This is a genomic window from Geomonas diazotrophica, from assembly GCF_018919385.1.
In the GTDB taxonomy this organism is placed as follows: Bacteria; Desulfobacterota; Desulfuromonadia; order Geobacterales; family Geobacteraceae; genus Geomonas; species Geomonas diazotrophica.
On sequence record NZ_JAHLMF010000006.1, the window covers coordinates 226,249 to 239,834 of the forward strand.

Annotated in this window: 11 protein-coding genes and 1 riboswitch; all 11 genes read right to left on the reverse strand. The window is 63.3% G+C overall.

Annotation, left to right across the window (positions count from 1 at the left end; translation table 11 throughout):
- Positions 1-10: 10 nt before the first annotated feature.
- The 11 genes from KOM00_RS08400 to KOM00_RS08450 all read right to left on the reverse strand — a co-directional run bounded on the left by KOM00_RS08400 (position 11) and on the right by KOM00_RS08450 (position 13,145).
- On the reverse strand, positions 11-2,161 hold the full coding sequence (locus tag KOM00_RS08400) for a RelA/SpoT family protein (protein WP_216498464.1): 2,151 nt from the start codon (positions 2,159-2,161) through the stop codon (positions 11-13).
- Between the two features lie 122 nt (positions 2,162-2,283).
- The gene (gene rpoZ, locus KOM00_RS08405; RefSeq protein WP_085813544.1) at positions 2,284-2,490 is read right to left on the reverse strand and encodes a DNA-directed RNA polymerase subunit omega; all 207 of its coding nucleotides are present in this window, start codon (positions 2,488-2,490) and stop codon (positions 2,284-2,286) included.
- Between the two features lie 30 nt (positions 2,491-2,520).
- Positions 2,521-3,129 carry a guanylate kinase gene (gene gmk / locus KOM00_RS08410; protein WP_216498465.1) on the reverse strand — a complete coding sequence of 203 codons (609 nt, stop codon included), beginning with the start codon at positions 3,127-3,129 and terminating at the stop codon, positions 2,521-2,523.
- A gap of 72 nt (positions 3,130-3,201) precedes the next feature.
- Positions 3,202-4,080: a YicC/YloC family endoribonuclease gene (locus KOM00_RS08415; RefSeq protein WP_216498466.1), complete on the reverse strand. Its 879-nt coding sequence runs from the start codon at positions 4,078-4,080 to the stop codon at positions 3,202-3,204.
- A 27-nt stretch (positions 4,081-4,107) separates the two neighbouring features.
- Positions 4,108-5,094: a UDP-glucose 4-epimerase GalE gene (gene galE / locus KOM00_RS08420; RefSeq protein WP_236026832.1), complete on the reverse strand. Its 987-nt coding sequence runs from the start codon at positions 5,092-5,094 to the stop codon at positions 4,108-4,110.
- A gap of 323 nt (positions 5,095-5,417) precedes the next feature.
- Positions 5,418-6,866, reverse strand: coding sequence for a pyruvate kinase (gene pyk / locus KOM00_RS08425; RefSeq protein ID WP_216498467.1), 1,449 nt, complete (start codon positions 6,864-6,866; stop codon positions 5,418-5,420).
- A gap of 176 nt (positions 6,867-7,042) precedes the next feature.
- A complete protein-coding gene (locus tag KOM00_RS08430) occupies positions 7,043-7,639 on the reverse strand; it encodes a DNA-3-methyladenine glycosylase I (protein WP_216498468.1) in 597 nt (198 codons plus the stop codon).
- Complete coding sequence (locus KOM00_RS08435; protein WP_216498469.1) at positions 7,611-8,327, reverse strand: hypothetical protein; 717 nt, start codon at positions 8,325-8,327, stop codon at positions 7,611-7,613. The genes KOM00_RS08430 and KOM00_RS08435 overlap by 29 nt, the downstream gene beginning before the upstream one ends.
- Before the next feature lie 24 nt (positions 8,328-8,351).
- Positions 8,352-10,136 carry a putative bifunctional diguanylate cyclase/phosphodiesterase gene (locus tag KOM00_RS08440; RefSeq protein ID WP_216498470.1) on the reverse strand — a complete coding sequence of 595 codons (1,785 nt, stop codon included), beginning with the start codon at positions 10,134-10,136 and terminating at the stop codon, positions 8,352-8,354.
- Between the two features lie 197 nt (positions 10,137-10,333).
- A riboswitch (cyclic di-GMP riboswitch) is annotated at positions 10,334-10,409 on the reverse strand.
- A 186-nt stretch (positions 10,410-10,595) separates the two neighbouring features.
- Complete coding sequence (locus KOM00_RS08445) at positions 10,596-12,611, reverse strand: PAS domain-containing protein (RefSeq protein WP_216498471.1); 2,016 nt, start codon at positions 12,609-12,611, stop codon at positions 10,596-10,598.
- Positions 12,612-12,653: 42 nt separating this feature from the next.
- Entirely contained in the window at positions 12,654-13,145 is a 492-nt protein-coding gene (locus KOM00_RS08450; RefSeq protein ID WP_216498472.1) for a tetratricopeptide repeat protein, read from the reverse strand.
- Positions 13,146-13,586: the final 441 nt, after the last annotated feature.

Genomic DNA, 13,586 nt, shown 5'->3' on the forward strand with positions numbered 1-13,586 from the left:
TAGAAGGAAGCTAGCTCTTCAACCGCTCCACCTTGATGACCCCCTTCACCTTCATGATGGCGGCGAACACCTTCTTCAGGTGATCGAGATCGGTCACGTCCACCTCGAAGAGGTTCTCTCCACGCTTGTCCAGGGTGCTCTGGATGGAGGCGCTCGAGATGTTGGCCTCACAGTTGGTGATCGCGGTGGCGATGTTGGCGAGGATCCCCTTCTCGTCGTTGCACACCACCCGGATCTTGACCGGGAGCGCGCTCTTTTTCCCCTTGTTCCAGGCCACCTCGATGCGCCGCTCGGGCTCGAGCGCCATGGCGAAGGGGCAGTCGGCCGTGTGCACGGTGACGCCGCGCCCGCGGGTGATGAAGCCCGTGATCTCGTCGCCGGGAAGGGGATTGCAGCACTTGCCGAAGCGCACCAGCACGTCCTCGACGCCGTTGATCTGGATGGCGGAGGAGGATTTCCCTTTGAGCGCCCCGATCACCTTGCCGATGCGGGTTTCCTTCTGCTCCTTGGCCGCCTCTATCTTGTCGGCCGGAACCAGCTTGCCGACCAGCTGGTTCGCGGAGAGCTTCCCGTAGCCGACCGAGGCCATCAGGTCATCCTCGGTCTGGAAGCCGAACTCCTGGGCCACCTTCTTCAGCTCGCCCGTCTTTTGCAGCTTGCCGAAGTTCAAGGAGTAGCGGCGGAAATCCTTTTCGCAGATCTCGCGCCCGAGGGTGATGCTCCTCATCCGCTCCTCGGTCTTCACCCAGGCCCTGATCTTGTTGCGCGCCCGCGAGCTCTTGACGATCTTGAGCCAGTCCTTGCTCGGGGTGTGGTGCGGCGATGTGATCACCTCGACGATGTCACCGGTCTTCAGCTCGTACTTCAAGGGGACCAGCTTGCCGTTCACCTTGGCGCCTACGCAGCGGTGGCCGACGTCGGTGTGCACCGAGTAGGCGAAATCGATGGGGGTGGACCCTTTCGGGAACCCCTTCACGTCCCCCTTCGGGGTGAAGATGAAGACGTCCTCCGGGAAGAGCTCGACCTTCACCGTGTCCATGAACTCCTTGGAGTCGTCCAACTCCTGCTGCCACTCGAGAAGCTGCCGGATCCAGGTGAAGCGGCGCACCTCCTTCTCGTCGTACCCCTTCCCTTCCTTGTACTTCCAGTGCGCCGCGATGCCGCTCTCGGCCACGCGGTGCATTTCGGCGGTGCGGATCTGCACCTCCATCCTCTCGCCGTAGGGGCCGATGACCGTCGTGTGCAGCGACTGGTACATGTTCCCCTTCGGCATGGCGATGTAGTCCTTGAAGCGCCCGGGGATCGGCTTCCAGGTGGAATGGATGATCCCCAGCACCTCGTAGCACTCGCGGATGTCGTCGACGGAGACCCGGATCGCGATCAGGTCGTAGATCTCGTCGATGTCGACGTTTCGGCTCTGCATCTTCTTGTAGATGGAGTAGAGGTGCTTGGAGCGGCCGGAGACGTCCCCCTTGATGCCGTGCTCTTCGAGCTGCTTCTTGATGATGTCCTTGACCGTGGCGACGTAGGACTCGCGCTCCTGCTTCTTCTTGGCGACCTTGCCCGCCAAGTCGTAGTAGAGCTGCGGCTCCAGGTAGCGGAAGGAGAGGTCCTCCAGTTCGCCCTTGACCCAGGAGATACCGAGCCGGTTGGCGATGGGGGCGTAGATGTCCAGCGTTTCCTTGGCGATGGTGCGCTGCTTGGGCTCGGGCTGGTACTGCAGGGTGCGCATGTTGTGCAGGCGGTCGGCGAGCTTCACCAGGATGACCCGGATATCGGTGGCCATGGCGAGCAGCATCTTGCGGAAGTTCTCCGCCTGGCTCTCCTCCTTGGTCTTGAAATGGATCTTGCCGATCTTGGTGACACCGTCCACCAGGCGCGCCACCTCGGCGCCGAAGAGCGACTCCAGCTCCTCGTGGGTGGTCAGGGTGTCCTCGACGGTGTCGTGCAAAAGACCGGTCACCACGGCAGGAAGGTCCAGCTTCAGGTCGGCCAGGATCCCCGCCACCTCCATCGGGTGGATCAGGTACGGCTCCCCCGAGAGCCGGGTCTGCCCCTGGTGCACCTTGGCGCAGAAGACGTAGGCCTTGCGCAAAAGGTCCAGGTCCGCGCCCGGGTTGTACGAGGAAACCTTGTCGAGTATGTCGTTGAGTCTTATCATCGCGCCCGTTTCATCCGGAAAAAGAAGGGGCTAACAGCACCGGGGCAGATGCCCCGTCAGCCGATAGCCCCAGCCGGTTTGAAAAAAAGGGAGACCCGTGCATGCGTCTCCCTCTCGATCTGTTAACGACCTTTCTTGCCGATCTCGCAGCCAATCTTGCCGGCGGCGATTTCCCTGAGGGAAACGACCACGTTCTTGTTGGCGCCCCTGTTGTCGATGAGCGGCTTCGCGCCCTTGAAAAGCTGCTTCACCCTCTTGGAGGCGAGCATGACCAGGAGAAAGCGGTTGTCCACCTTCTCGAGGCAATCTTCTACGGTAACCCTTGCCATAAGTGAAATCCCCTTTGTGATATTAAACGTCTAAATCGTGAAGATCCTGGAAAGGCCTTGCAGCAGGCGGGTGGTGCGGCACTGCTCGGCAATCAGCACGCTTTTCAGCTGGTCCAGGGCCACGGAAAACTTGTCGTTGACGATGATGTAATCGTACCAGCGCGCTTCCTTAATCTCGCCGGCGGCGTTGTGGATCCTGCGCTCGATGACGTCCTGCGAGTCGGAGGAGCGGTTGTCCAGGCGGCGCCTGAGCTCCTCGATACTGGGCGGGAGTACGAAGACGTAGACCCCTCCTTCGAAACGCCCTTTCAGCTGCCGCGCACCCTGGCAGTCGATGTCAAGGATAAGGTCGATCCCCTCGGAACGGGATTCCTTGAGGGTGGCAAGCGAAGTCCCGTAGAAGTTGCCGTGCACCTCGGCCCACTCGGCAAACTCCCCGGCCTCAACCATCCGGTCGAACTCTTCCTTACCCACAAAAAAATAATCACGCCCGTGCACCTCTCCGTTCCGGGGAGGGCGCGTCGTGTAGCTGACAGAATGCCGCAAGTTAGGAAAGATGTCAATTATTTCCTTACAGAGCGAGGTCTTGCCCGCCCCCGAAGGGGCCGAAATCACGTACAGTACGCCTTCACGTTTCATAGTTCACCCGTTGCCGTTGTCGGGATCCGCTACAAAAAGAGGCAAGCGGAACCCCCAGACTGTAAAGTTCCCCTACTCTATGTTCTGCACCTGCTCGCGGATCTTCTCCAGCTCCGCCTTCAGCTCCACCACCAAGGCCGCCATCTGGGCATCGTTACCCTTGGAGCCGATGGTGTTCACCTCGCGGTTGATCTCCTGGAGCAGGAAGTCGAGCTTTCGTCCCACCGGCTCGCTCTTGGCCAGCGTCTCGTCGAACTGGCGCAGGTGGCTCTCCAGGCGCACCAGTTCCTCGGTGACGTCGCACTTGTCCGCCATGACCGCGACCTCCTGGACCAGGCGTTCCTCCGGAAGGGATGCCTCACCAAGGAGCTGCGCGATCCTCTCCTTCAGGCGCTGGCCATACTCGGCGACTACCTGCGGGGCGCGCTCGGCCACGCTGCCGATCAGCCGGGCCAGGGTTTCGCGGCGCCTCTGGAAGTCGGCGTAGAGGGATTCCCCCTCGAACAGGCGCATCTCGTCCACCCGGCGCAGGGCGTCCTCCAGGGCGCTCACCAGTTCCTGCGGGATCTCCTCGAGGGTCGCCTCGGCCTCGGCGGCGACGGTGACCACGTCACGCTGCGACGCGACCAGGGCGAGATCGACCTCGCCGGAGAGCCCAAGCGCCTCGCCGATGGCCTGGAACGCCTTGAGATACCCCCGCGCCAGCGGCAGGTTGGCCGTCGGCACCCCGAGCGCCACCGCGTTCTCCACCTGGATGAAGACGTCGATCTTGCCGCGGACCAGCGTCTCACCCACCCGCTTCTTGATCTCGTTTTCGAACTGCAGCAGCACGCGCGGGAGCTTCACGGTGATCTCGCCGTAGCGATGGTTCACACAGCGCACCTCGACGATGAAACGTCCACCTTCGTGGACGGCCTCGCCCTTCCCATACCCGGTCATGCTCTTTATCATGCCTTCTCCTTGTCCCCGCTCTTCAAGCTAGCGGGATTGCCAAAGCTTTTGTTCCCAGCGCCACGCGTCGGCGACGATGGTGTGCAGGTCGTTGTAGGACGGACTCCACCCAAGGACGGTACGGATCTTTTCGGCGACGGCGACCAGGCTGTCGGGGTCGCCGGGACGGCGCGGCGCCTCGTTGACCTTGAAATCCACGCCACTCACCTCCTTCACCACCTTGATCACCTCGCGTACGCTGCTCCCCTTGCCGTACCCCACGTTGATGACGTCGGAAGTCCCGCCCCCCTCGAGGTAGCGCAAGGCCGCCAGGTGCGCCGAGGCGAGGTCCTCGATGTGGATGTAGTCGCGGATCCCGGTGCCGTCGGGGGTGGCATAGTCGGTGCCGAAGATGGAGACGCCGTCGCGAGCGCCCAGCGCCGCCTGGCAGGCGACCTTGATCAGGTGGGTCGCCTCAGGCGTTCTCTGCCCCATGCGCGCCTGCGGATCGGCGCCGGCCACGTTGAAATAGCGCAACGCCACGTAGGAGAAGCCGTGGGCGAAGGCGGCGTCCCGCAGCATCCACTCGCTCATCAGCTTGGAGGTGCCGTAGGGGTTGATGGGGGCGGTGCGGCTCTCCTCCGAGGCGCATCCCTCCTCGGGCATGCCGTAGACCGCGGCGGTGCTGGAGAAGATGAAACGCTCGACGCCGTGCTCGACGCAGGCCTGCAGGAGGTTCAGCGTGTTTCTCGTGTTGTTGCCGTAGTACTTAAGCGGCAGGGTCACCGACTCCGGGGCGATGATGGCAGCGGCGAAATGGAGTACCGACTTGGCGCCGGTCTCCCTGAGGACCTTTCTTATCCCGTCCTGGTCGGCCAGGTCGCCGATGACGAGCCGCTCCCCGTGCACCAGCGCGTCTGCAGAGCCGGTGGAGAGGTTGTCGTAAACCACCACCTCGTGCCCCGCCTCGGAGAGCTGTCTGACCACGTGACTTCCTATGTAGCCGGCGCCGCCGGTAACGAGAATCACACTCAAAGCAATTACCTCCATTACAAAGATAATGAAAGAGGGTCTAGCCATTGGACTAAACCCTCGACACGCGGCAACGGGGCAGGTACGGATGCTGACAGTTCCCCCTGTCCCAGGCCCAAGCGCAGCGCCGATCCTTGTGCAAGCGATCGCGTAAAGTTATAGCACCTACCCCAACACAGCGCAACGCTTAAATCACCGGTTTGCCTGAGCGCTTCCGGCACTAGGCTACTGGCACTGCCACCAATAGTTCCCCCTTCTGACCTTCTGAGCCAAAACGTCACCCGCAAAAGGAACCTGAATAGCGGCGAGCGGAGCGGCGGTTGTTTTCAGCTCTGCGGCAGCGCCCCCGGCTCCTCCAGCCGGTGCACCTTCATCAGGTTCGTCGTGCCGGGGCTCGACAGCGGGCTCCCCATGGTGATCACCACGAGGTCCCCCTTTTCCAGCCACCCCATGGCAAGCACCGCCGCCTCCACCGAGAGGATCTGCGACTCGGTGTCCCCCTCGATGTCGACCCGCAGCGCGTGCACCCCGGCGTAGAGAGCGAGCCGGCGGCGCACCTGCTGCGAGGGGGTCACCGCGATGATGGGCTGCGCAGGGCGGTACTTGGAAACCAGCGCGGCGGTGCTCCCGGTCTGGGTGAAGGCGAGGATGGCCGAGGCATTGACGCTCTCCGCCGCGCGGCAGGCCGCCATGCCGATCACCTCGGAGATGTCGGGAAGGATCCCCTGCCCGTTGGGCGCCTTGCAGCACTGCGCCATGAGCTGGGGGTCGTTCTCGATGTCGCGCGCCACCTGCACCATCATGGAGACCGCCTCGATGGGGTATTTGCCGGAGGCGGTCTCGGCGGAGAGCATGATGGCGTCGGTGCCGTCGAGTATCGCGTTGGCCACGTCCGAGGTCTCGGCGCGGGTCGGGCGCGGGTTGTTCACCATGCTCTCCAGCATCTGGGTAGCCGTGATCACTGGCTTTCCCGCATCGTTGCAGCTACGGATGATGCGCTTCTGGATCAGGGGCACCTTCTCGGGGTTCAACTCCACCCCCAGGTCGCCGCGCGCCACCATGATGCCGTCGGACACCCTGAGGATGGCTGCGAAGTTGAGCACCGCCTCCGGCTTCTCGATCTTGGCGATGATGCGCAGCGACGAACCGGCCCGGTCAATGATCTCCTTGAGCTCGGTCACGTCCGAGGCCTCGCGCACGAAGGAAAGGGCGACGTAGTCGAGCTGCTGGTCCATGCAGAACTGCAGGTCTTCCCTGTCCTTGTCGGTGAGCGCGGGGGCGGATACTTTGGCGCCGGGGAGGTTGATCCCCTTGCGGTCCTTGAGCAGTCCGCCGGTCACGACCTGGCAGCGCACGTCCTCCCCGGAGACGGCGAGCACCTTCAGCTCCATCAGCCCGTCGTCCAGCAGAATGCGGTCCTCCGGCTTCACGTCGCGCGGCAGCCCCTTGTAGATGGTGGGGATGACGTTGTCCTGTCCCAGCACCGCACGGGTGGTGACGACCACCTCGGAGCCGGCCACAAGCTGCATCGAGCCGCCGACCATGAGGCCGGTGCGGATCTTTGGTCCCTGCAGGTCGCCGAGGATGGCCACGGCGTGCTCGTGCTCCTGGGAAAGCTTCCGGATATGGCCGATCACCGCGGCCTTGGAGGCGTAATCGCCGTGGGAGAAGTTGAGACGGAAGACGTCGACGCCGGCGTGGATCAGGGCGTCCAGCATCTGTTCGGAATCGGAAGCGGGGCCGACGGTGGCTACGATCTTGGTGCGACGGAACATGGGTTCTCCTGGTCGAGCCGGACGAGCGCGGGGGGACGGTCCATAGGGACCATCCACCGCGCGCCGCCGGCTCGCGAAAGGGGGATGTGCGGTTTGAGGAACGACCCTAAATAATTACCCGAAATCGGGGCGGGGCGCAATGTGTATCGGCAGGTTTTTGCTGGGGGTTTTGGCGGTCAGCCGTTTTGCAGCTCGCGCCAGCGGAAGCAGTCGACGGTGTGATCGTTCACCATCCCTACCGCCTGCATCATGGCGTAACAGATGGTGCTCCCCACGAAGCGGAAGCCGCGCCGCTTGAGGTCGCGACTCAACCTTTCCGAGACCCCGCTCGCGGCGGGCACCTCGGAAAGGCTGCGCCAGGCGTTTTGGACGGGGACGCCGTCCACGAAGCGCCACAGGTAGGCGTCGAAGGAGCCGAACTCCTGCTGCACCGCGAGGAAGGCGCGCGCGTTGTCCACCGTCGAACCTATCTTCAGGCGGTTGCGGACGATGGAGGGGTCGGCCATGAGTCGGGCCGTGTCCGCGTCGGAGAAGCGGGCCACGAGCTCGGGATCGAAGCCCGCGAAGGCGCGGCGGTACCCCTCGCGCTTTCTCAGGATGGTGATCCAGGAAAGCCCCGCCTGCGCCCCCTCCAGGGTGAGGAACTCGAAGAGGAGGCGGTCGTCGTGCACCGGCACCCCCCATTCGAGGTCATGATAGGCACAGTAAAGGGGATCGTTCCCGGCCCAGCCGCAGCGGTTCGGGCTAGTCGCGGCCGTGACGGTCGCGGTCAAGGTCCCTCTCCTCCCTGCGCTGCTCGTGTTCGCGGTGTTTCTGCTCTTTTCTCTGCTCCTTATCGAAGCGCTTGTCTTCCTTTCTCTGCTCCTTCTCGAAGCGCTTCTCTTCCTTTCTCTGCTCCTTGGCGTACCTCTTCTCGTCCTTTAGGTGCTCGTGGCGCGCCTTCCAGTACCCCCGGTCGCTGCGGTGCCTGCCGTGGTAGTGGTCGCGGTCGTGCTGGTAGACGGCGTACTCGCGGGCACGGTACTCCCGGATCCGCTCTATGCGGTAGCGGCGCAGCGGCGAGGGGAGCTCGCGGTACCCGACCGGGACCCAGCCGCCGCGGTTGTTGGGAGAGCGGTACCAGCGCCCGTCACGGAAGACGAAGTAGACGTTGTTGAGGTAAAAGAGGTCGTAGGGGACCCCCACCGCCACGTAGAAGCCAAGCGGCTGCGGGTAGATGAACTCGACGTCCTCCTCGGGCTCGTCGTAGTAGGGCTCCGGCTGGTACACCGGCACCGGGGCCGGCGCCACCACGACCGGGCGGGGGGCGGGAGCCGGGGCCACCACCACGGGTCGCGGCTCGTTGCCCAGATGAATGTTGACGTCCACTCCGACATTGCCTGCCTGGGCCTGGGCGAGCATGAGCGGCAGGGCCACGGCCTGCAGCACGAGGGCACGCGCTATCTGTTGTATCGTTGACATCTAGTTCCTCCTTGGATGATGAGGTCAGCCTGCGACACTCAACGGTTTGGAATCATCTTCAAGCCCGGAAAAGCGCTTGACGTAGCTGGTGAAATCCTCCCCGGGCATGGGGGGGGCGAAGTAGAAGCCCTGTGCCTCGTCGCAGCGCCGGTCCGCCAGGAAATCGAGCTGGTCGTCGCTCTCGACCCCCTCGGCGATGACCTTGAGCTTCAAGCTGTGGGCCATGGAGATGATGGCCTCGGCGATTGCCGCGTCATCGCTGTCGGTGACGAGGTCGGCGATGAAGGAGCGGTCGATCTTGATGGCGTCGATGGGGAAGTGTTTCAGGTAGTTGAGCGAGGAATAACCGGTGCCGAAGTCGTCGATGCTGAGCCTCACCCCCATCTTTTTCAGCGCCTGCAGCGCGTCGATGTTCTTCTCGGCACGTTCCATGATGACGCTCTCGGTGAACTCGAGCTCAAGGGAGCTTGGGCGGACCCCGGTCTCCTCGATGACGCTGGCGACCGTCTGCAGGAAGTCGGGTTGCCGGAACTGCCGCCCCGAGATGTTGACGGCGACCTTGAGCCCCGGGCAGACGCCGTCCCACGCCACCGCATGCAGGCAGGCCTCCCTCAGCACCAGGTCCCCCAGGTCGAAGATGAAGCCGCAGGACTCGGCGATGGGGATGAACTCGTCCGGCCCCACCATGCCGAACTCGGCGCTGTGCCAGCGCAAAAGCGCCTCGGCGCCGGTCAGTCGCAGGGTCTTCAGGTCCCACTGGGGTTGGAAGTAGAGGTAGAACTCACCCCGGGCCAGCCCCTGGCGCATCCCCGTTTCCAGCGCCACGCGGCGCATGGTGACCTGGTTCATCTCCTGCGAGAAGAACTGGTAACCCGCCTTCCCCTCGCTCTTGGCCTGGTAGAGCGCCGCGTCGGCGCAACGCAAGAGGCTCTCCACGTCCCGGCCATCCTCAGGGTACAGGGCGATGCCGATACTGGTGCTGCCGTAGAGCTCCTCCCCGTCGATGATGAAGGGCTCCGCGAAGAGGGCCTGCAGCCTGGCGGCGGTTGCCGCCACCCCCTCCTCACCCGGGACCGGGTTGATCACGATGACGAACTCGTCCCCGCCGAGCCGTGCCAGGGTGTTGGAATCGCACAGGCAACCGGCGAGCCTTGCCGCCACCTCCTGCAGGAACTTGTCCCCCACCTCGTGCCCCTTGGAACTGTTCAGGTCCTTGAAGTTGTCCAGGTCGAGAAAGAGCAGGGCCAGCTCGCGCCGCTCACGCTGGGCGAGGGCAAGGGCCTGGTGCAGGCGGTCCATGAGGAGCGCCCGGTTGGGGAGCTTGGTGACGCTGTCGTAGTAGGCGAGGGTCTCGAGCTGCTGCTCGCAGAGCTTGCGCTGGGTCATGTCCTCGCAGGCGGTCAACAAGCCGAGGTAGTCCCCGCCGGCGTTTCTGATCGGCAGTGAGGTCAGCTGAACCGGAAAGATCTTGCCGTCCTTGCACACGTTCAGGCACTCGCGTTTCCACAGTCCCGCGGTCCGGTGGTTGATCCGTTTCCCCCCAGCCTTGGCCTCTGGGGCCAGCATGCGGGCCGGCCTGCCGATCAGCTCGGTGCAGGCGTAGCCATGCATCGCCGCCTCCGCCTGGTTCACGTAGACGATCTTCCCTTCCTTGTCGCTGATGGTGATCCCGGCACCGATGGGAAGGAAGTCGATGGTTTCCTTCAGCATCGCAAGGCGCTCCTCGTCCTGCTGCAGTTGATCGAGCGACTGCAGCGAGCAGGAACCCGGCTGCAAGCTCCGTGGTGGGTCGATAGCCGCATCGTGCATGAGGGTCTCTCCTGCCGCCGGCCTGCTGTGGCCTCGGCATGAATATCTGGGATTGACGGAAAAAGTCGATGGGGAGAAGGCGGCTGCCCGACCACGCCGATCACGCCGGCGAAGAGGGAAATGTTTGGGAGAAAATCATTAGAAGCGGGCAAAAAAAAACGGGTTGCCGGTATCTTAGCTGGACCTTTGCTAGATATTTCGGCAACCCGGCTGTCTCAGGGAGACCCTTGGGCTTTCCGTCCCACCCTCGCGGATGGTTTAGTATTATCGTTTATCTTTTTTCCGGTGCTGTCCGTTCTGGCACGCTTAGAGCCGGGCTCGTTAGCCCCTCCGATTGTCTCCGGCAACCGTTACTACCCTTGCCATCGAGTAGAAGGTTTAACCAGATGAGGAGGGAAATGTCAAATGAAATTAAGCTCATCATGAGGGAGAGGCCGGGCAGACGCCGCCCTCGCCAGGTCATGAGGCCTGGTAGGCGGTCATTTTCTGCTGCCGGACCGGGACGGTGACCGTCACCTCGGTCCCCTTCCCCACAGTGGAACGCACGTCGATATCACCTCCGTGCCGCTTGACGATGCCGTAGCAGACGGTGAGTCCGAGCCCGGGCCCCTTCCCTACCGGCTTGGTGGTGAAGAAGGGGTCGAAGATCTTGGCCAGGTTCTGCGGCGGAATGCCGCAGCCGTCGTCGCGGATCACCACCGAGACCTGCAGCGGCTCCCCGTATTTCTTCACGAGGCCGGTGCTGATGTCGATCCGGCCGCCGTTGGGGAGAGCGCTCTTAGCGTTCTGCAGGAGGTTAACGTATACCTCCAGCAGCTTCACGAAGTCCCCCTCGATCCGGGGCACCTCCGGGTCCAGATCCAGACTGACATCGATCTTTTGCTCCTCGAAGGGCCCCGACATGATATCGAGGGTGTCCTTTAGCACCTCGTTGATGTCCATGTCGCTGAAGTTGCAGCGGGCCTGTGTGGTGAAGCGGACCAGATCCTCGACGATCTTCTGGCAGCGGACCGCGGCGCTCTCGATGCTCTCCAGCACGTCGATCCCTTCCATCAGGTCCGGGTCGATGGGATTCGCCAAGGCGTTGCTGCGCAGCATCTGGATGGCACCCAGGATCCCCGCCAGCGGGTTGTTGAGCTCGTGCGCGGCACCCGCGATCACCTCGCCCAGCGTCGCCATCTTTTCCGACTGGATCAGCTTGGCCTGGGCCTCCTTGAGGTGCCGGGTCTTCTCCTCCACCATCTTCTCCAGGCGGCTGTTCAGCTCCCTGCGCTGTTCCTCTACCTGCTTGCGCTCGGTGATGTCCCGGATGATGACCTGGATCGCCTGCTGTCCCTGGAAGACGATCCCCGTCGCCACCGCCTCCACGTCGATCACGGTCCCGTCTTTTTGCACCATGCGCGATTCCCGCAGCGGCGAAGGCTCACCGGTTTCCTCGATGCGCTGGATGCGCTCGAGCACCATGGCGTGGAATTCAGGATCGACGAAGGAGAAGATCGACTGGCCGACCAGTTCCTCGGGGCGGTCCACACCGAGAAGCACGCAGGCCTGCTTATTGGCGCACAGGTAGCGCCCGCCGCTTTGCACCAGGATCGCTTCCGGGGCGTTCTCGAACAGCTTGCGGTAACGGTCCTCGCTCTGCGTCAGTTCGGCCTCCATCTTCTTGCGCTCGGTGATGTCGCGGAAGATCCCCCTCGTGCTGATCGCCTGCCCGTTACTGGTGTTGCAGTTGATGCTCCCCTCGAGGATGATGTTCCGCCCGTCCTTGGCGACGAACTCCACCTCTACGCGGGGGATCCTGGCCCCGCTCTTCAACTGGTCAAACATGGTGGCGCAGTGGCTCTGGCAGCAGGGCTTGATCACGTCGAAGATGTTCATCGAGGCGAGGTCCTGGTCGGAATACCCCATGGTCTTCTTCCAGGCGCTGTTCACGTAGATGAAGTTCCCCTTGGCGTCCACGCTCTGGATCAGGTCGTTGGCGTTCTCCAGGATGTCGCGATAACGCTCCTCGCTCTCCCGCAGTTCCTCCTCGGCCCGCTTTCTGTCGGTTATGTCCAGGAAGCTCTCGATCAGGTGGTCCCGCCCGTACAGTTTCACCCGCGCCACCGTTTTCACGACTGTGATGGAGGCGCCGTTGGGCCTTAGCAGCTGTCGCTCGGCGTTGTCGATGCGCTGTCCCTGGTCGGTGATGGGGCAGTGACCGTCCTGTTCGGGGCAGATGAAGCAGTGGCAGACGGAGCCGACCACCTCCTCCCTCCCGGTACCGATCATCTCCACCGCCTTGGGGTTGGCATCGACGATGGTGTGGGTTTCGGCATCGATGATGACGATGCCGACCTGGACGGTGTCGAAGACGGCGCTCAGCCGCTTGCGGCTCTCCTCCAGTTCTCCGGCGACGTGGCTGAAATCGAAGCAGGCTCGGGAGGCGGGCTCTTCCCCGGCGGCCGCGTTCTGAGAATTGAATGTGTTAGACATGTAATACTCCTGGAATGTTGGGCTGCGGACCGGCCGCCGAGGTCAGCTGCTCGCGGCCAGATCCTTCAGGATCTTCTTGGCATCCCGGTTCCCCTGGGCGGCCGCCCGCCGGAACCAGACCTCTGCCTTCTCTTGATCTGGCGCCGGAACGGCGAGCCCCTGCAGGTACATCATGCCGAGGTCGTACTGGGCGCTGTCATAACCGGCGTCTGCGGCCTTCTGGAGCAGATCGAACGCCTTTTTGAAATCCTGGGGTACCACGTCCCCCCGAATGTAGACGAAGGCCAGGTTCCACAGCCCCGGTGCGTACCCCTGGTTCGCCGACTTCTCGTACCATTTAAGCCCCTCCTGCTTGTCCAGCGGGACCCCCACCCCGGAGGAGAGCATCACCCCGAGCTTCATCTGGGCCTCGGGGTTCCCCTGCTCCGCCAGCGTCCTTATGGCCTTCAGATCGGTGCCGTCGTACCCGTACCCCGGCCCGGCGCCGACGACGACCATCAAGCACATCCATAACACCACCTGTTTCAATTTCATGGCACCCACCTTTCGCATGGAAATAGAATCGTTTCTATGCATTTTACTTGCCAGAACGCACGACGAGGTGGCGGCTCGGCGCCCCGGGGGGAGCGGTGTGGTGAAGGGGCGGGGGTGCGGCGACGACAGGGGAGGCTCGGCACGCATCCTGCTACGGTACCCCCCGCCGATGGCACATTGGCCGGTGTAAAATGCGGGAACGAACCCCCTCTCCCGCTCGAAGCGGTGCTGTCTACGCGCTAACGCAAGGGAAGTTGGTCATTTGCCCCACGGGGGGGCTTGACACCTGCACCGCCGTCGCGGATGGGCAGCAGGGGGCCCGGACTCGTCCCGGGAGGGCATTGCTGCTGCAAAAGCCCCACATCTTTGCGTCAAATCGCGCAGCGACGAGAAAATTGCCCCGGAGGGCCGCGAGACCGCCCGTTCTCCTCCTCAGCGGCG